Here is a 20,891-nt window from a genome sequence, read left to right on the forward strand (position 1 = left end):
TATAGAGGATTATAAAGCACTTCATTTAATGAATGTTCATTCTTATCTAATTAAGGGATAAGTGTGTTCATTTACTAATTGAGGTGCTTTTTTGCGTTATCATTAGTAAATAAATTTAAGGGGGCAATACATATGACAAAAAATCTAATCTAACGTTTGAATAAACGTATCGCAACATTTATAAGAATACTTAAGTAGAGTTAAATATTCTTAAAAAGCCATAAAAATAGTTTTCTATCTAATACGTGTAATTGTTTTTTCTGGAGTCTATTGTATAAACTAAGAGAATTTGTTAAGATAAATCTATTGAAATTAATAAGATCGGGAAGAACCCGCTTCAAGAATGACCGTTTTGTCATGACATTTTGTCATGCCTAATCCGTGTCTTTGAAGTGGGTTTTTTTCATTTTATTGAAATTTATCTTGGAAATTGAGAGGTGCCTTATTAGAAAAATAGACTTACGCCGAAAGTCCTTCATGAATTTGATAGAAACTCTATTAATGGTAAAATTAGAGTGTATAAATAATTTATTCATTCGGAGGGAATATTATGAAACGTGGAACTTATAGAAAAAAATCAAACAAACTAATGATGGCTACTTTAGCTTTAGCTATTGCTACGCCTGTAATTGCTATACCTGGCAACAATTCTAGTGCGGAAGCGGCTACATACAAAAATCCATTTAAGGACATTATTAGCGCACATCCATACTATGACATTCTACATGAAATGCGTGACAAAGGTATTATTACTGGTTATGGAGATGGAACTTTTAGACCTTATGACAAAATCAGTAGACAACATGCTGCGGTATTAATCCAGAGAGTTAAAAAATTAAATCCTAAAGTTGGATTAAAAGCCTATAGTGATATACCGAAAACACATCCGTACTATGAGGCAATCATGCAGTTACAGCAAACAGGTTTGATTAAAGCCGATGCAAAAGGAAACTTCCAACCTAGCAAAGATTTAACACGTGGGGAAATGGCTTTAATTCTTGCTAATGCCTTCGAATTAAAGGCTACAGCAAAACATCCATTCAAGGATGTATCTCAAACAACGGAGGAAGGTAAAGTCATCGCTGCACTTTATGAAGCAGAAGTTACAACTGGTTATGATGAAACTACCTTCAAGCCAAATGAACCTCTTTCAAGAGCGCACTATGCAGTATTTTTATATCGTGCATTAAACTACGAGAAAAAAGCTGAAAAGCCTGTGGAGGAAAAGCCTACTCAAACAGATATTCCTAAAATGAGTATGGATATGAGTTTTGAGGACTTTAAGAAGATAGTAGCTAACGATAAGACTTTATATGATATTGATCCAAATCGTAATACGTTTAACCCTACTGAGTTTGCCTTTAATAATCCAAGATATAAAAAGCTTATAATTGAAGGTCAAGAATATGTGAAGCAAACAAACTTTAAGTACAAAGCAGCAGGGGTGTATATAAACTTGGAGGAACCAAACTGGGTAAATACCCTACCACCAGGATATATGCCAACTCAGTTAAGTATGTCATATAGCAGTAAATCTGGAGAAATTGGATTTAATATAGATTTCACTAGTGAAAACGCTGTTAATTTATCACGTCAGTTATTTAAACTTGCTTATCCAGAATTAGCTTCTTTAGATGGTAAGATTGCAGAACTTGCAACAGAAGCGCGATTAGCATATGCGAAAGAGAAAGATGTTCCTGTTGGTCAACGTGAATTCAGAGGCAATGTAACTGTAGAAGAAATAGGAGAATTTAAAGTACAGTTTGGAACAGATCAAAGAATGGAATTCTTTTGGATTGACGTGAAAAAGAAATAGGAGTGATTGAATGCTCATAAAATCGCAAAAGAAGGTATGGCTTACCTTTCTAGCCATACTCATCTTCTTTTCCGCAGTGACCCAATATGCATTCGCTGCTATAAGTGTCCCGCCAAACTCTACTGATAGTTCAACGCCATTAACAGTAACACCTACTTTAGGAGGTAGTTCAAATTGGTATTTTGATGGGTACACAGAGGTTGTAAACAGTAATACAAATTCCACAATTGGTAATACGTATCGTTATAAGAGTTCAAGTGGTGCAACTGTAACAATGATTAATCCTGGTAGTATTGGCGATTGGGTGGATGCCTTTGGTGGAGAAAGTCATCAAGTAATTGCAGAGTATTCTTCTGGAAAGATTCCTACTTACCATATGGCACCACCATCACCAAAGACAGCATATGATCGCTTAAAAATTGATGATATTATCTCCGCTTCAGCTGTAACGTCAGAATATAAGAACGGGAAAATCTATGTTAAAGCACCTGGAGATGCACCTAAAATTACCAAATTTGCAGTCAAAGAAAAACCTGTAGATGGAAAAGGGTGCTACCCCTTAAAAAAAGCAATTAATATTGAAATTGAAGTAGAACAAAGCGACGAAAAGGCTCCTCTAAAATATGTTGAAGTGTATGTAAAAGATAAGAATTCAGCTTCAATATTAAAAAAGTGGGATAATGTCCAAACTTCAAATGGAAAGGCAACACTTACCGTTCCATATGAAGTTACTATGAAAGAAGAAGTTTCTTTCTATGTTCGTGCATATGATTCCCGTAATAGATTCGACAAGGATACTCAGGGATTAAATCTAACTGTTGGTTCAATCAAGCCAGTTGGTTTAAATTTCAAAATATGTGGGGTCGTAACTTCTGAAGTAAACCCAGATGGTACATTGCCATACTTTAACAATAAAGTATTATTAGATGAACAGTATTTAGCAGGGGGTGCGTTATTAAAACGTGTAGATGATACAGTTGGAGAACACGTCTTAGGAAGATATCGTTATCCAACATTGTATGATGGAAGGTATGGAGATACTCTCTTAGATAAATCTACTATGAGCAACCTAAATACCTCATTTACCGTAGAAGTACCATTTAAAAATACGGGAGCCGACCGTTCAAAAATACCTTTTGCTTACCAAGGGCAAGCATTCTATCATTTAGTTACTGAAAAAGTTACCACTGCTCGAAATGTTATCGATGTTGACAGAGTAACTATTGATGATTTTAAAAAAGTGTATAATGGGAATCCTGAGCATATGAAAACGGAAGTTAAGGTACGTTCAATTTTAAATGCTGTGACAGGTGATGAATATGGTAAGTATTATTACATTCGAGACTTAGCATATGAAGCTGGTGGTTTAGCGGATAACGTAACTGGTAGTGACGAGTTTAACGCTATCAACCCAACATGGCTCCGTGTATTAAGGACTGACTGGCCAGACATCGTAACGTTTAAACTTAATCAACCAAAAGTTAAGATAGGTGATACTGTTTCCTTTAGTATGGATGGTTATGAGTATGTGTCTGAAAAACGAAATAAAGCTGATACCACTATAACTATAACTAAGGCAGATGGTAGTCAAGTTGGTTCTCCTATAAAGACGAATTTAAAATCGGATAAAGCTAAAAAGAATAAAAGCAAACCAAATCAGGCAGAAGCAGGATACTGGGGAAGTGAAAAAGTACAGGGTCCTCAAATCACTGAAAAGGGACTTTATACAGCAGAGCTCTACATGGAAGATGAAGTAAAGCGTTTTGCAAGTAAAAAAATCACTTTTTCTGTGGGATGTGAAGACGGCGATACTTCAGAGGAATGTAATGAAAATCCACCTGGAGAGTACGGTTCTTGTAGTTTTGAATACACAGTAGAAGAAGCGGAGAAAATTGAAAGTACACCTGAGCATATAAAGGCAAATCCAGTTGGAAAAATTACAGAAGATAAGAATGTACCAACTAGTGCTGTATTTGATGTTTTAAAGTATGGTATCGCAACGGATGAATATCTAAAGGTTTGGGGTAAATCCAACCGCTTCCTTTCGGATTATAAATTCCAGCAATATAAAGGGAAAATTAAGTATAAAATTAAGGTAGATAAAACATACAACCGATCATGGACAAAGTATGTCTCTAGAACTTGTCATGATGAAGATGGTCCTTATGATTGCTCATACGAGGTACCTCAAAGTGATTCGGTTCACAAAGAAATGTCATTTGATGATGTTTATGATTACTCTTATTGGCAAATTGGACATTTAATTATTTATAAATTAAATGATTTAACATTTGAGAATTATGCTTTACCAAGCGGAAAAGTGATTGTCATGAATGACCGGCATGAAACAGTAGCGGATGCAATACATTCAGATATTTGGGAGAGTCATGTATTCCCTAAACTCTGTAATAATGTAACATTGCCGTCTTCTAGCTTACAAGGTGGTTATAGTCCGCCACCAGTTCCGGATGAAACCGATTTGTTTAAATCGGCTGCTAAATTAGGATCGCGTATTCCGGACGTAAAAAATGACTCGGTGAAAATTAAAATATCGTCTAAAGATGTACAAAAAAATCCTGTCTCAGAAAAAGAAACGGTACACATGGATGATAAGAAAACACCATCTCATGGGCCTACGCCTAAAGAGATCACTGTTTCGGATATTGTGGATTTAGAGATGTCTAAACAATATATCGATAAAGAAAAAGTCAATAAATATCAGACTACCAGCAGTATCACTGCTAAGTATTCACCAATCATAGAAGTTAATAAGGCAGCGGAACCGTCTGTGTCCTTCACAAATACTTCGAATGATACTGTTGATGGCGAAAAAGCTATTAATCCAGTAACGGTGCATACACCAGTTGTTATGTATGCAAAAGCGTCTGATGATAAAGAGCATGATCAAAGAATAAAACCGCCTACTCGCTCAACACCTGCAAATCCCGATACTGATCGGCATGCATTTGTGTTAGATAGACCTTTTACAGTAAGTCTACCAACTGTCGGTCAACATCTAAACGAGCCGGGGTATGGGAATCGTGATTTTGCAAAATATTACAAAGATAAACAAATCAAATTCCCTTTTGACGTGTATACCGAAACAAAGCAAGGGTTCTATCCAAAAAATACATGGATATCAGTACCTATTGAAATGGAGACTGTAACCTTCTTTTTACCGGTATGGGTTCCAGAGGGAGAATACACTCTTGAATATCGAGCAATTGCGATAAACGCACCTGACAGACACGTTAGTAGCAATAGTCCTACGGAACCGGAAGCTAACTTGAATTTAAATTTCCGTACTCCTGATGCAATGATGGACAACCATATTGCTACAGACAAAATTAATGTGGACGTAATCGGACGTTTATATGACCTTCATATAACAGACATAACTGACTACAACTGGAAGTCTGCATTCCGACAAAGTGATGGTGTCACACCTAATAATAATTCTTATTGGGTGGGGTTAAATGGTATCGATGGAGATAAACGAGGCAACAATAATCCATTTGTTTTGCCGGTACGTCATGGTAGTCATCCAGATGGATACCAAAATGTAGCGGTTAAAACGGGTTATAAATTCCGCTTCGACATAAAGACAAAAGGGGATATGGAGAGTATCAAAGATGCAATCCGTATTACACCGAGATTTTATCATGTGTCGAAAGACGGTAGAAATCGACAACCAGTAGACTTGTATTATCACGATGATAACAACTACTTTGTTAAAATAGGCTCGGATAAAGATAAGACTTATCGTACAGTGTCATTAAATGAAACTTTACGAAATGTACCAAAAAATGAATTAGCAAATAACGCAAGCCATTATTATAATTTTGCTGATCGTTTCAATTTAGAAGAAACGAAAAACGAATTTTATGAAACGGCATTTGCACGTAATTACATCAAGCATATGTCAAAAGAGCCTATTCAAACAGGCCCTTATGGATGGCAAATTCTAAACTGGAAACTTCGTACTTATATGGGGCCATTGGAAAATCAGGTTCCTCAAAATACGATGATTCCTCCAAAAGAAATCGTTTCTAAAGAACAAACATGGTATAGCGAGTATAGCTTGCCAGCAAAACTATATGTTGTGCCACAGAACTCTTCTGTTCAGGAAGCGGGACGTGTAGGGATGCTGAATGAAAATCATCCGTTGTTCTTAAATAAAGGATTCATCATTGTTAATTTCGACATTGAAACGATTAACGAGGGAGATCTTAATAATCCGTACCTATCCTACTACAAAGCTCACTATATGAGTCAGTGGACGGATATGGAAGGATTCACATCAAACTTTGTCGATAGTTATGGTAATAACTTTAACCTTATGGAAGGCGACATGATCTTTTATCATGCTGATCAATCATCTTTAGACGATTTCAAATCAAGTGTTACTCACTAAAAGATGAAAGAGGCTGGGACAAAAGGATTTTAGCCAATGAAAAACCCGAACTATATCACGAAACGCTCATTCTGTGTTTCGTTATAGTTCGGGTTTTCTATTTATATTCTTTGTTAATATCAAAATTATCCATCTTTCAAAATGGACAAATTCCTCTTTTTCTTACTAAACGAAGTTTAATAGAAATAAAGAAAAGGGGGAGTTTAATAGTGACTAAGTGCGACGATATAGAAACATTAGAGGATTTTGTTAAGTGTCTATTTCTTTAAAAGGAACATACGTTCTGTTGTGGTGAAAAATAGTTACAATTCTAGTAAATTACACTTGTAAATAGAAAACTAGACGTCGACTCGCTGGCGCATATGGAGGCTTACGACTCTCCGTAAGCACAGTACGAAAGTTGGTAGACTTATTTTGCTGTCACAATTTATATATGTACATGTGCAGTGAGAGCAAGGGGCAACAAACTTTTTTAAAACGTGCCAAGTCACAACTTACTTGTGCATTTCCATGTAAAAAAACTAGACGTAAAGAATCTAAAAACTGGTTTCACGTCAATGTTGCGTTGACAATAAAATGGTACTCGTTTTTTCTTTTGAAAGCTTTGCTCGAACATATTTTTTTGTTCTTCCCACTTCTCATTCACCATTAACTTACGTTTATTTCCTTCTTTTGCTTTTGTACATAATGAACGGAGGGTACATCCGGAACAGTCTTCAATCAGATAGGCAAGGCAGAAAACGTACTTGTAAAAACTGACTGATTATCTCGCTGCCAATAATATAGAACAAATGGTTCTCATCAGTCAGAACAGTTAAGGGCTACGTAACTTTTTTTGATTAAACGACTAGTAGGAATTTGATTTCAAAGGGGATCGTTTAATCAATATTGATGATATTGAACCAGTAGAAAACACTACTGACAAACGCATTGGAGTAATGAAATTGTAGGCTTTCTAGACTGGCCAGTCCCAATCGTCATATATTATCCCGTATCATTGCATGAATAAATCCCTTCATCGACTCCATACTACAAAAGAAATATTAAATAATAAGGAGTTTTGAAATGATAACAAATCAACCACTTAATCATTGTGTACAAATGAATTTGCCTGATGACCAAGTGATTGAAGCAGCTCGTCTAGCAATTCAAGAAAATCCAGATAATGCACCTAATACCGATGAGGTGTCAGCAGACAGTATTGACAGCTTTGAAATGGCTCTAATAATCGGAAAGAAATGGGGGAATGGTCGAACTCTCCGTGTACGTTTTCTGGACGGCGAACCTGCTGTCCATGAAAAAGTAAAAAGATATGCTAATGAATGGAGCCGCTATGCAAATCTCAAATTTGCATTCGGCAATGATCCTGGTGCTGAAATTCGAATTTCATTCCAACATCCTCAAGGTGGATACTGGTCTTATGTAGGAACGGATAATTTGTCTATCCCTATAGAAGAGGCAACCATGAATTTCCAAGGATTTAATACAGATACTCTTGAAACGGAACTTTCCCGAGTCGTGTTACATGAATTCGGCCATTGTATCGGTGTTTCACACGAACAATCCAATCCAGCTGCAATTATTCCCTGGGATCGACCAGCTGTATATCGATACTATCAGGAGAAACTTGGTTGGTCTCGAGAAAAGGTTGATCAAAATGTATTAGCCAAACTTGATCCACGAGGGACTGTATTTACTCCACACGACCCTAAATCGATTATGCAATATCCTGTTGATAATGAATTAACTATCGGTGATTATGAAATTGGTTGGAATACTACTTTATCGGAAATTGACAAGAGTTTTATTGGTCAAATGTATCCTTTTTAAGATGTATTTTATTCATTCAAAATGTTAATTTTAAACGGATAAAGGAACAGCTTTTTGGAACATAATTAGATTTCTTTTTACTGTAATTATTTACTGAAACCTAACCTTCTTTTGAAGGTTAGGTTTAATTACATTTAAAAATCAGGTTTATTAATCAAATTTAATATAACTATTTAAAAATGAAAGGGAATTTTAATATGGAAACATACGGAACTGGCTATATTCCTAGCCCCATCGATAAACGTGATTTGATAATGGAGGGCTTCTTACCGCTTGTCCTCCTATCACCTGATATTGATTATTCGAATGTTGAGGTACAAGTTCGATCTCAAGGAAAAAAACAAACTTGTGTCGGCTTTGCTTGTGCTGCAATGAAAGAATATCAGGAATTTAAAGAGCGTAAAAGGTATACTCAGTTATCACCGTTGTACCTCTATAAAAAGTGCAAAGAGATTGACAATATTTCAGATGAAGGGACGCATCCGCGTATTGCGTTTCGTATTCTTCAGAAACAGGGGATTTGTGAGGAACACTACTATCCGTATAACACAGAGGAAGGTGCTCCACCTAAAATAGGTGCAGATGAAAATGCTCTCCAATACATTATTCAAGCATATGCTCAATTGACTAACGTTCCTGCTATGAAGAGAAGTCTTGCTGTAAATGGTCCTTTTGTCGCGGGATTGCCTATTGCGATAACCGATTGGCTTGTACTCGCTTCACAACAAAATGGTGTAATCCCTATGCCAAAAGACAAAAATAGTCTAAAGTTTGGGCATGCTGTTTGCATTGTGGGTTATGACGATGAAAAACAAGTTTTTAAATTCCAAAATTCTTGGGGACCAAAGTGGGGAGACAAAGGATTTGGTTACCTTCCTTATAACTATATGGAAACATACGGGAAAGAAGCCTATGGAGCTACAGATTTCATCACTGATCCGGGAGCACTTGTTAAACAAAAAGAGAATATTCTTCTCCAACGTGGAGAGGAGTTTGTCGTCAGCCGTGATGAAGCTGATCGTTATGGAATTCAATGAAATGAGGAAGGTATGATGCAACCAGTTGGTTTGGAGTCAAACGGACAGACGCTTACATTACAGGTACAGAAACAACTCGAAATTCTACTCCCCTCCAATCCAACCACAGGATACATGTGGGTAGAGATCCAAAGGGGAGATATGAAAATTTTTCGTTTGGATAGTTCGGACATAATAACAGAGGGGGCTATTGAGCAGTATGGTAAAGGAGGTCACCAACGGTGGTTAATTACCTCCATAAGTCCTGGTCAAAGTGAAATTTTATTTCGTTATCAACAACCTTGGGATGACACAACTATTGACCAAACATTTCGATTAACAGTTGTTGTTAGTGCACGATAGTAAGTAATAAGCAAAAAAATCTTTCCTGTGCTTTCCAGAGGCTATACCAAAATATCACTTTTGAGATAGCCTCTTTCTTTTGCGAAAAATAACAATTATTTAAAAATTAAGCGATTTGAGTTTAATCAAGAGTATAGCCGTTTAACAAGAAAAAATTCTGCCTATCAACTTACAAATATTATGATTTTATTTCAAATCTACACATGCTGTTCAATCATCTTTAGACCGCACTAATAGAAGAATCACTACAATTCATATTGTAGTGATTTTTTTGTGCGCCGTTTATATTGAACCGTTCATTCATTGTAACAATGCTGAAGACCTAGGAATTTCTGTTATGAATATAGCGTTGATTTTTATGTTTACTATTGGATCATAGAGTTCTTCTAATGCTAATTGAACAGAAGTATCTGCATGCCATGGCTTTTTTGCAGAGTGGGGAGAAATCTTTAGTTGTGAATTGGATAAATTATGAGCAGGCGCCAACTGAAAAATCAGTGTCCATGGAACAAGCTTTCAGTGAATTTTTTGATGTTGATTTAATGAATTATAGCAATGCAATTTAATTGTTTGAGCATGTGTAGTGCTTATGTAAATGAGGTAGCCATCCCAAGGTTATATAGCGAATCTAAATAATATAACATTTTTCGAGTGCTTTTTAACTATTTTGTCGGTTATAATGAGAAAACACGAAATATGATTTTAATTTCATGACTAATGATTCTTGAATTAGTCGTGAGATTTATGCACTATTCAGGGGGAACTAAGAATGTTTTTAAAAAAAGAACAGAACATATCAATTGGCAATCTGATTAGATTGAGTGAGGCTCAATTGCAATTGGCTAAACAGGGCCAATTTGATTATGAGTATACATTAACCTCAACAAATGAGGAATTACAACAGTTAGTACATAATTTAAATCAAGTAAATATGCTTCGTCAAAAATCTGAAATTCAATTGCAGAAAAAATTGGATAATGTATTGAAAAGTAATGAAATTGGACTTTGGGAATTACAAGTATTTAACGGACGCTTGGATGATCCAAACAATGTTTTTACAGTTTCGACAGAATTAAAAGAGCTCTTAGGATTCGACAGTTATGCTTTTAAAGACAGTTTTCAAGATTTTGTGAAGTTAATTGCAGTGGCGTATCGTTCTGATTTTAAAGAGATGCTAGAGGAGAGTTTAGCGACACAAACTCCATTTAATATGGAGCATTTGTTATGCTTTCGCGATGGTCGAGAGCGCTGGATATTGACTACAGGAACAGCTACTCTTCTTAAAAATGATCAGTACCAAATAATAGGAACGATTAAGAATATACATGATAAAAAAATAAACGTGGAAAAATTACAGGAATATGTAACACGTTATGATTTAATCAATAAAGCTCTAGTAGAAGCGCCCTGGGATATGATTGTAGATCAAGGTGATCCATTAAATCCACAGAATTCCTTTTGGTGGAGTGAACAATTTCGAAGAACATTAGGCTTCAAGGATGAACACGATTTTCCGAATATTATGAGCTCGTGGAGTGATCGCTTGCATCCAGAGGACAAGCAGATTGCATTAGATGCGTTTAGTGCACATTTATTAGACTTTTCTGGGTGTACGCCATTTAAAGTAGATTATCGCCTTCAGCTAAAATCAGGTGAATATCGCTGGTTTCATGCAAGCGGTACAACACTTCGTGATAGTGTGGGAGCTCCTTTGCGAGTGGCAGGAACGATTCGAGATATTACACATGAAAAAATGAAAGAGCAAAATGTGCAAGAAACGATGATACGTATGGAGGAGTTATCAGCTTCTATTAATGAAATGGTTGTAGGCATTAATTCTATTACAATGCAGGCACAGGAACTGGCGAACACACAGAAAAAAACAACAGGGGCTGCCAATGAAGCGAAAGGGTTAGCAGATGAAACGCAGCTTATATCAAATTTTATTCGAGAGATAGCGGATCAGACAAATTTATTAGGGTTAAATGCTGCAATAGAAGCAGCACGTGCAGGAGAACAAGGAAAAGGTTTTGGTGTAGTAGCTGAAGAGGTAAGAAAATTAGCAGTTAATTCGGCTGAGGCAACAGGTAATATTGAATCAAGTTTAATGCAAATAAAGGTTTCCATTGATACAATTATTGACTATATGGATAAAATTAGTGAGCTTGCGCAAATGCAAGCGTCTCTTACAGAACAATTGAATGCTTCAGCAGATGAAATTGGTACGATGTCACAGGATTTGGTGGAATTTTCAAAGCAACAATAAAATTCAATGGTTTACGATAAAATTTACATTTCACTAGGTGGATTTCTTAAGCGGACGCCAATGTTAAAGACAATAATATTATTTAAAATAATAAAGTTGTTTAATTCTTATTAGACTAACGGTGCAGCATTCCTGTTTGAAGGATGTTTGAGTATTTTAAGAAAAAGAATCCTCTAGGTATGACCCTTTAAAGTTAGAGTTTTGTTATGCAGCTAATTGGCTGGCATGAGTTCGGTATTTTACGAGGGCACTGAAAAACTTCATCTGGTTCCACTTAGCGAGGTATTCGACGATTCAATCTTCGAATACCTCGCCTTTTTAATTTATAATTGAGAGACTAAATGCAGGTGATGTTCCCAATGATTTCAAACCAAGAGACTTTCAACTTAAGTCCATATATGGCCATTTACGATATTGTCGTGCCAAAAGATAGTATGCTTCGTCAAATTAACGAACTAGTGGATTTCTCATTCATTTTAGAAGAATTGAAAATAAAATATTGTTTAGACAATGGAAGAAATGCGATTCCTCCGATTCGAATGTTTAAGTACTTATTGTTAAAAGCCATTTTTAATATATCTGATGTAGACCTTGTCGAACATTCAAAATATGACATGTCTTTCAAGTATTTTTTAGGTATGGCGCCAGAAGGTGACGTGATTGATTCAAGCTCACTCACAAAATTCCGCAGACTTCGTCTTCAAGACGTAAGTTTATTAGATATGCTCATTGGAAAAACATTAGAACTCGCACTCGAAAAGAACATTATCAAAAGTAAAACAATCATTGTGGACGCAATACATACCAAAGCACGTTATAACCAAAAATCACCGGAAGAATTTTTACAAGAAAAATCAAAACATATCTGCAAAGCAGTGTATCAATTTGATAAATCCATGAAAGAAAAATTTCCAAAGAAGAATACCTCTAACGAAGTAAAGGATGAATTAACTTACTGTGAAAAATTGATTGCCATTATTGAAAACAAACCACAAATCGCTCATCTACCAGCTGTAAAGGAAAAATTGAACGTGTTAAAAGAAGCTGTAGAAGATACGCAAGAACATCTAAATTATTCAACAGACACCGATGCACGAGTAGGACATAAAACAGCATACAGTTCTTTCTTTGGTTATAAAAACACATTTAGCAATTAGTGATGAACGTATATTACAGCAGCAGTCGTTACAACAGGTGAAAAATCAGATGGGCATTATCTACAAGAGCTGAATGAAAAAATTAAAGTAACAGGAATGGAAATTGAAACAGTCATCGCTGGCACGGCTTTCTTCAGAGAAAAACAATTTACTTTATACAAAAGAACAAAGCATTCAACTGATTTCTAAGTTAAATCCAATGATTACTCAAAATGGGCGAGCAAATGGAAAAGGATTTGACTTTAATAAAGATGCAGGTTTATTTGTATGTTTAGCAGGACATTTAACAAATAGAAAAAGTAAAAAAAACCAGATTCACATCCGGGAGCAAGTGTAAGAATGGTTTATTTTTTTTTGACGTTGAAAAATGTAAGGTCTGCCCATTCGAGATATCATCGTGGGCAGAGATAACAGCAATGTGGAGATCTTCCGGATCCTTAATAACGGGGATGTCAAGGCACGGGGGGTACCCTCACCAGTGATAAGAATGCTAAGATGAATTTCTTGAGCGTAAATACACTTGAAATCCTTGACAAATTAGCAAGCATGTCAATCCGATCTTGGAACTACAAAGCAGACCCGGCTAGCGTGCGTCACATTGGCCCGACTGCTCAGGATTTCCAGGATGCCTTCGGGCTAAATGGAAATGATGATTTGTACATTTCTCAACCATAGATTTGCAGGGGGTGGCTTTGGCTGCTATTCAAGGTTTAAACAAGAAAAACGAAAAGCTCAAGGCTGAACATACTGAGTTACATAAGAATTTAGCTAAACTCGAGGCACGTCTATCAGTCCTTGAATCTAAGGACTAAACTGAACCCAAAAAGTTAGATACGAATATTAGGCAACTAAGGCATTGGTACGGTACTGAACCGGACTCATGCCTTTTAATGTGCGCCCGGCATGCGTATGAACTATAGGGTGCAAGTCTCGACGGTAATGTTACTTTTAAATAAAGTTAGATTAAAACTCATTCAGAACTCTCCAAAAGTGCAAAACATAGTGCTTTTATTTCAAATCCACAATATATTCAATAACATTTACAATTTTATTCATTTTATGTTATTTTATATTAAAACAGTTCGTTAAAAATCGAACTAATTATTGTTCTAAGGAGGTAGAACTTTATGTCTTTTCAAGTGATTGTAGATTTTTCACCCGTTAACGAACTTATCACAAGTTTGTATCACTACATTAATTTCAAACAGCATCGCAATTTCTCCCTCAGTAAAGATTGGCATAATTCCGTTAAAACGGAACTTCATCCTCATTTCGCAGCTGAGCTGGAAGATGACCGATTAGAAGTATTACATCGAATCAATTTATTAGTTTGGCAATGTCCCGGAGAGAGAACACCAAAAGAATTTATCAAATGGCTTCAAGACCAGCCACCCGGTGAATTATATGAACGATTGGCTCCCTGGATTGACAATATACCTGGGAATCTAAAAGAACTACGTGACCGAATGGTATATCTATTATCAGAGTGGGATGTACAGTACTTTCAGCATATTGATCCTAGAATTATTGAACGATTAAAGGAAGATGCTAAACAAAAACGGGACCTGATTTCTAAAGTATCTTCTATTAATTTAATTGAAGAAGCGACAAATGGAATTAGAATTGAACCAAATGAAATATTAAAAACCGTGTTTCTCATTCCGCAATATCATTGCCGTCCATCAACGATACTCGATTACTTCGAATCTATGTGCACTTGTCTATATCCAGTAAAGTCAACACCAAATGATTATGCTAACGAACTGCCTTGGGAATTAACAGTTGTTACCCAAGCTTTAGCTGATGAGAATCGTTTGAAAATATTGCGATTTTTGAATTCCGGGATGCAAAATTTTTCGGCGGTTCAAAGTTATACTGGACTCGCAAAAAGCACTACCAATCACCATTTGTCCATTTTAAGAAGGGCGGGATTGATCCGGACTCACTATTTTGGGAGTAAGTTTATTCATCAATACAGTCTGCGTGAGGAAGGACTGGGGCAAATGCAAAACCTGATCAATGCTTATATAAGGAACAATGACGGAGGAGTATAACATGAATAAAGCTAATTGTTTTTTAAAACAATTTCACCCAATCGTACATACACTTCTTTTTGGTACGTTTTTAATCGCGCTTGCTCAATCAATGAGTCTGTTATTTTTGCCTATCTATTTGGTGAAAGAACTTCATATGGATCCTGTAGTTATAGGACTTACTGTTGGGGCTGGTCCACTTGCGGCAACGATTGGCGGATTTATAGCAGGTGTTGTGTCAGATAGGATAGGGAGAAGGAAAGTATTGCTTGCATCCCTTTTATTATCATCGTTTTCTTTTTTTGGCTTTGTTTTTGCTGAAACGCCAATTTTTCTCCTTATATTAGTTATCTTAGTAGGGTTAAGTAACTCATTTTTTACGCCTGTCGCTAAGGCATTGATGGGAGATGTCACCTGTGCAGATAAACGAATGCGTGTCTTTTCAATTCGATATATAGTTAACAACATCGGATTTGCAATCGGCCCAATAATCGGAGCTTATCTTGCATTGACTGCACAGGAAGTTCCCTTTCTTATTGCAGCATGTCTATATTTAGGATTCGCTATCTTTCTTCATATTTTATTGAAACGGTTAGGTATTAAACAAATAGAGGCTACAGAGACAGAAAAGATAACCTTAAGGAAGTCTTTAAGTGTACTGCGCTCAGACACTATCCTTCTCTACTTTGTCATTGGAGGAATCATTTGCATGGTAGTACATGGACAATGGTCGGTTCCTATATCTCAATATTTGGAAAATGATTTCACGAATGGTATTCAATTGTTTTCTATCATCTTGATTGCAAACAGCATTGGAGTCATTGCCATGCAATATCCAGTAACGAGATGGGCAGAAAAACGAACACCATTTTTTACAATTATAATCGGATGTATTTTTACAGCTTTTGGTTTGTTATTGTTTGCTGTATCGGAGACTGCGGTTATGTTTGTTCTTTCGACGATTATTTTTACTATAGGGGAAGTACTTGTCATACCGGCAGAGTATACACTTATTGATCAAATTACGCCAAAAGCATTGCGAGGAACGTATTATGGGGCACAGAGCTTTAACTCTTTAGGAAGTTTTATCGGGCCAATGCTCGGAGGCTTTATGTTAAAACAATTTAGCGGAACTGCTTTCTTTCTAACAATGGCTCTCATTTCAATACTGAGCATTCTATTTTTCTGGCGTGGTGTTAATCTTTTCAAAAATAAAAATACAGCTTCAAATGTTGATCTTGAAAAAAGATTGATTATAAGTAACTCAGATACTAGCATTTTACGATAATAAAAAGAATCCATTTTGAAAAAAGATCAAAATGGATTCTTTTTCAGCAGATGGTTTTCAGGGTTTAATAATCGAGTTACCCTAAGTAGGATTAAAGATCCAGATTGCATTACAAGATTACGTAAGTTCGCAAGTTGGATACCACGCTTTTTATAAGGCTCTATCCTCCTTATAATACAGCTCGTAGAAATACCTACCGTTTCTTATAAGAAATATAAAAAATAAAGACATGCAAAAAATACAGAATTGGTTCGTTTGTTGTAAGAACTATCTTACAAATTTATCTGATTAATATATAAATTTTATAGATGGTATAATTAAGAGCTTTAGTAAAAGAAAAAACAAGCATTTGAGTTTACAAAGAAGGGGAGCATAACGCTTTTTAAAGGTATTTAAAAGGAAATGTCGAATTTAGTTATAGCATAATAGAAGGAGAAGAAATAAATAATGTCCAAATCAAAAAAAAGATTAAAAATGTTATGTAAAATCGACTTTTTATCTGATATGGAGTTATGGAATATTTTTTTGCAGGTATTTTTGGTAGTCATCATATGTATTCCATTCATTCCAGAAGATATTCAAAATATTGCAATGTCGCTATTGTTAATTATGTTTTTATTGCAACTAGTTGTATTTTGCTTACGTAGGAAGAAATATACCTATACTCTATTTTTCAAAATATATTCAATTCTGATTTTTCTCTTTATTCTTCTTTGTGTAGGATTAATTATATCTTTATCTCATATACAACAAGTAAATATTTTTATAGAGATTGTTGCTATATGTTGGTTAATAATTTTGTGTATCATTGTATTTTTAAACTTCAAAATCATATTAAAATTTGTATTCTACTGGCGTTTGAAAAAAGTATTCCCTTTTGAAGGAAAGTACCCACCACAAAAGAGTATACCTTTGAAAAAATTATCACCTTACATATCGTTAGAAAAACAAAAAGCATATTTAATAATAAGTTATGGTATGAATTCTATTATCTATGGTTTTTACTTTTATCTTTGTTTTTTAATCTTTAAAATATCTAACTTTACTGAAACACCTGTGCTGGATAAAATTCAAGCTTATTTAGTTAACTGGAACTTTATTAATTCTTCAAATGCAATTGGTCTTTTCTCTATATTCCTTGCTTTATTAACGATTTGTATACCAGCTCAACAAAGAATAGTTCGAGAAGCTGAAAAAGAAATGCTGGAGAAATATAATCATACGTAATATATGCTATTGACCAAGAAGAATGCTCAGTAACAACTACAAAAAAAGTTGGTAGGGCATTAAAAAATGAAAAATATCATATTTTTAGCAATATAGTTGATAACTATGCTAGGTATGCAATGAAATTTAAGATTAGAGGAGGAAATAAAAGGTACAGAACACTTTATCAAGTAAAGGGAAGTTATAATGGCAAGAAGGGAATATTTGAATGGATTATTGATCCTAAAAAAGGGATGACCCATAGATTATTTATTGCTGGGGGAAAATAACTGGGAAACCTAATCAACGTGTAAAATAGTGAATGTTAGAAAGGGTTATTTATGGAATATTTAACGATTTTTAAAGAGGATAAAATTAACATTAATATTGAAACAATTATTATAGGCTTTAATCAAGGAATTTTATCTGAGCAAGATATAGAAAATATTGCAACAAAATATTTAGAAGAAAACCCAAAATCACCAGTTAATGAAATCATAGAATTAGCATGTGGGAATTTAGAAAAGTATAAAATAATCATATTACTCGAAGAAATAAAAAAAAGAACAGAATTTTCGTTCGATAAAAATTTAGAAATGAAAAAATGGCGATTTAGTAAATTAATAAAAATAAACGAAATGTATAAAGGGGGGGAATTGTTAGAGAAAATTGCTGAGTTATATGCAGAGTTTAACTATCCTGAAGATATGGAAAACCTAATTTATTATATGCCTCCAAAGAAAAGTGTAAAGAATAAATCGAATAAAAAAGTGAACTCAAATAAAAATCTTTTTGTAAGATTTTATGAGTTTTTAGAAATGGAAAAAGAAATTTTGCTGAAAATCGGTTAATAAAACAAGGCAGAAAAAATATTTTAGCTAGTTTGTATGTGATACATTTACCATCTAATCAGTATTCATTAATATATGATATAGTCTCCTTGATCTAATTCTTCTTTAGACATGCTTTTTAATTCATCCTACAAAGCCTGATTTGTATTTGATTCAGCCAACTTTGTTTCAAAGTTACTCTTATTTTCTGATGTAACATAGTCTTGCTCTACAACCTCTTTTAACTTTGCAGGATTGTGCAAGGTTAAACTATCGGTGCTTTAGTGCAATAAGGGTTTCAAAAAATAATCAAACTTTTTTATAAAGAGTAATCTGTCACCAAAATAAGAGCAGGCTTTGATCCATCTTTTTTCAAATGAGTCTTCATCTATTTTGTGTATAGTGAGAATCGCAGGAAATCAGGTGTGAGAAGGATAAAAAGGCAAAACATCAAATTGCTGTATATCCCAAAAACCATATTTTTGAGTCTATTGTATTATGTTTTTAGTTTTGATAAGATGATATAAATGAATTAGTAAGAGGGAAGAACCCGCTTCAAAATAACCATTAGTCATGCTGTTTTATACATGGCTATTTAATGGTGTTTTGAAGCGGGTTCTTTTTTATTAGACTTTTTTCGAGAATGAGAGGTGTCCAGCAAGTGTTTTGGCACGAATGAAAAGGGTTTAATATATATAATCATCTATGATATAGAAAGGAAGACATTTTATATGCCTTTATTAACCGTTGTAATTAGTGTTTTATATCAATACATAAGGTTGAAGTTTTACAGGAATATAACTATGAAAAATGCAAAAAAAGAGAATATTGTATTGTTAATAAGCCAATTGCTATTAACTATTTCGGCGAGTTTTTATATTTGGCTACCCCAGCAGTTGAATTTCTACATCCCTTTCTTATTGGTAAGTATATTCTTGATAGAACTAATAAAGCCGTGGTTAGTGAATGAACAACTTTTAACAAAAATTGTAATAGCTATTTTTCTAGTTGCTACATTCATTCCATTTGTAAAGGGAGTTGTATTAATCCTTTTATTGTTCTATTTAATCATCGGTGGATATAGGTATGGAGAATGGAAAGAGCGACTAGGAATACTAATAATGGTGCTCTCCGCTATTTTGACTATAACTACTAATACAGATAGCATTATTTGGGGAGGTGCAACGTTTTACTTTGTATTAAATCATATAAACCATACAGCGCAGCTTTTAGGTATGCTTCGACATGCAAGTAATAATGTCATTACAGATGTATTAACTGGTCTTTATAATCGTCGTTGGCTATATAAAAAGGCCGAACAATTATCTGGACAACAAGAAATAGGTATTATCTTTTGTGACATTGATAACTTCAAGAAATTAAATGATGAAAAAGGACATGAGTATGGTGACTATGTTTTACAAAAAACTGGTGAAATCATGCGTAGAATATTAAATGGCTATGGCTTTGCGTGTAGATATGGGGGAGAAGAATTAATAGGCCTTGTAACTGATACCATGTTTACGGAACGATTGGCTGAAAAAATATTAGAAGCGGTTCGAGAAGAAATAAACATTACCATGTCCATTGGGATAGCGATTGGAGAAGAACCTGCTGAAACACTCTTTAAATTAGCTGATGAACGAATGTACATTTCAAAGAATACTGGGAAAAACAAAATTACAACCCAAGATTCGATAGAAGTTTCGTAAAAATAATTCATTCATGTTTTTGGGAGATTACTTAAATTTAAAATGGCCATACTGACATTTATGTTGTGAAAATTTAAATGTTGGGGGTTTGAAAATGAATTTTGAAGAATTAAAAAATAAAGTAAAACAATTCACAAACGATGAGGAGTCTTCCTTTCTATTTACACCAAGCATTGTTGATAATGATTTTCCACAAGGGTATTGAGTGGTTACCTGGAAAAATAGATGTAGGGCATTTAGATGTAGGAAATCTCAAGCCACCAAATTGGCAGATATAAATTTTTACTTTGATAAGTTAAAATTATAAAATATATGACATATTTAAGTAATCTAATATTCGGAAAATCATTACACAAAAGGACACACCTACGCCATGGCTCTGCGAAGGTGTGTCCTTTTATTGAACCCCTTCTTCCTGTGTTAAGTATTGTTTGTGTTGTAATAGAGTGATGTGAATTTAGAATATAGTCGATTTGTATATTAAAGAAGGGGAAATTTTGCTGTTTTAGTGTTTTGCAGGCGAGAATGTAACACTTTCATATCTTCAACTACTGAGGATAAGCTAAGAAGGGTTATAGAAAAGAACATAATATAAAAAATTAGGTAGAGAGAAGGACCTGCTGAAACACTTTTTAAATTAATTGATAATCGAATGTACAGTTCAAAGAATATTTGAAAAGCAAAATTACAACCTAATATTGGAGGCAGAAGTTTTATAGGGATAATTTGTCATATTCATTCCAAAAATATACCGGTTTTTTATGTTATTATAACTAATGATTGCTACCGAGATGTTGTGTCAAGCAATTGGAATTTATGACCTTAACCCTCCTAGCTTTATAAAAGATGCGATTACCCCACTTGTTTTGGTAAAATTTGACAATCAATTCTACCTGTCATATACTATTGCCATGCTTTGCGATATATAAATATAAAACTTTGTACAGGTAATAAAATTTG

The 20,891-nt window shown here is 34.6% G+C and carries 13 protein-coding genes and 3 pseudogenes; 14 read left to right on the forward strand and 2 right to left on the reverse strand.

The window, feature by feature from the left end:
- Positions 1-550 precede the first annotated feature (550 nt).
- Together AC3WSO_RS00545 and AC3WSO_RS00550 are read left to right on the forward strand one after the other, a co-directional pair.
- Positions 551-1,816, forward strand: coding sequence for an S-layer homology domain-containing protein (locus AC3WSO_RS00545; RefSeq protein WP_492527848.1), 1,266 nt, complete (start codon positions 551-553; stop codon positions 1,814-1,816).
- A 10-nt stretch (positions 1,817-1,826) separates the two neighbouring features.
- Positions 1,827-6,230 (forward strand): DUF5704 domain-containing protein, encoded by a 4,404-nt coding sequence (locus AC3WSO_RS00550; RefSeq protein ID WP_492527850.1) that lies wholly within the window; start codon positions 1,827-1,829, stop codon positions 6,228-6,230.
- Between the two features lie 487 nt (positions 6,231-6,717).
- On the opposite strand, the gene AC3WSO_RS00555 is transcribed toward AC3WSO_RS00550, so the two are convergent.
- Both AC3WSO_RS00555 and AC3WSO_RS00560 read right to left on the reverse strand, forming a co-directional pair.
- Positions 6,718-6,954 carry a transposase gene (locus AC3WSO_RS00555; RefSeq protein ID WP_492528052.1) on the reverse strand — a complete coding sequence of 79 codons (237 nt, stop codon included), beginning with the start codon at positions 6,952-6,954 and terminating at the stop codon, positions 6,718-6,720.
- Positions 6,954-7,048, reverse strand: a pseudogene (locus AC3WSO_RS00560) (DUF2785 domain-containing protein); the annotation flags it as partial. The gene AC3WSO_RS00555 and the pseudogene AC3WSO_RS00560, both read right to left, overlap by 1 nt.
- A gap of 247 nt (positions 7,049-7,295) precedes the next feature.
- Between AC3WSO_RS00560 and AC3WSO_RS00565 the strand changes: the two are divergent.
- The 12 genes and pseudogenes from AC3WSO_RS00565 to AC3WSO_RS00620 all read left to right on the forward strand — a co-directional run bounded on the left by AC3WSO_RS00565 (position 7,296) and on the right by AC3WSO_RS00620 (position 19,931).
- On the forward strand, positions 7,296-8,060 hold the full coding sequence (locus AC3WSO_RS00565) for a matrixin family metalloprotease (RefSeq protein WP_492527852.1): 765 nt from the start codon (positions 7,296-7,298) through the stop codon (positions 8,058-8,060).
- Between the two features lie 197 nt (positions 8,061-8,257).
- Positions 8,258-9,097: a C1 family peptidase gene (locus tag AC3WSO_RS00570; protein WP_492527854.1), complete on the forward strand. Its 840-nt coding sequence runs from the start codon at positions 8,258-8,260 to the stop codon at positions 9,095-9,097.
- A gap of 15 nt (positions 9,098-9,112) precedes the next feature.
- Entirely contained in the window at positions 9,113-9,439 is a 327-nt protein-coding gene (locus tag AC3WSO_RS00575) for a protease inhibitor I42 family protein (RefSeq protein WP_492528054.1), read from the forward strand.
- Between the two features lie 389 nt (positions 9,440-9,828).
- A complete protein-coding gene (locus tag AC3WSO_RS00580; protein WP_492527856.1) occupies positions 9,829-10,005 on the forward strand; it encodes a hypothetical protein in 177 nt (58 codons plus the stop codon).
- 365 nt (positions 10,006-10,370) lie between these two features.
- A complete protein-coding gene (locus AC3WSO_RS00585) occupies positions 10,371-11,705 on the forward strand; it encodes a methyl-accepting chemotaxis protein (protein ID WP_492528056.1) in 1,335 nt (444 codons plus the stop codon).
- A gap of 359 nt (positions 11,706-12,064) precedes the next feature.
- Positions 12,065-13,152, forward strand: a pseudogene (locus AC3WSO_RS00590) (transposase); the annotation flags it as partial.
- A 199-nt stretch (positions 13,153-13,351) separates the two neighbouring features.
- A pseudogene (locus tag AC3WSO_RS00595) lies at positions 13,352-13,537 on the forward strand (tail fiber domain-containing protein); the annotation flags it as partial.
- Between the two features lie 452 nt (positions 13,538-13,989).
- Positions 13,990-14,916 (forward strand): ArsR/SmtB family transcription factor, encoded by a 927-nt coding sequence (locus AC3WSO_RS00600; RefSeq protein WP_492527858.1) that lies wholly within the window; start codon positions 13,990-13,992, stop codon positions 14,914-14,916.
- A gap of 1 nt (position 14,917) precedes the next feature.
- Entirely contained in the window at positions 14,918-16,183 is a 1,266-nt protein-coding gene (locus tag AC3WSO_RS00605; RefSeq protein WP_492527860.1) for an MDR family MFS transporter, read from the forward strand.
- Positions 16,184-16,630: 447 nt separating this feature from the next.
- Positions 16,631-17,410 (forward strand): hypothetical protein, encoded by a 780-nt coding sequence (locus AC3WSO_RS00610; protein ID WP_492527862.1) that lies wholly within the window; start codon positions 16,631-16,633, stop codon positions 17,408-17,410.
- Between the two features lie 320 nt (positions 17,411-17,730).
- Positions 17,731-18,240, forward strand: coding sequence for a DUF2247 family protein (locus AC3WSO_RS00615; protein ID WP_492527864.1), 510 nt, complete (start codon positions 17,731-17,733; stop codon positions 18,238-18,240).
- Positions 18,241-19,022: 782 nt separating this feature from the next.
- Positions 19,023-19,931 carry a GGDEF domain-containing protein gene (locus AC3WSO_RS00620; RefSeq protein ID WP_492527866.1) on the forward strand — a complete coding sequence of 303 codons (909 nt, stop codon included), beginning with the start codon at positions 19,023-19,025 and terminating at the stop codon, positions 19,929-19,931.
- The last annotated feature ends 960 nt before the right edge of the window (positions 19,932-20,891 follow it).

The organism is Lysinibacillus sp. EB106-09-02-XG168, assembly GCF_058791475.1.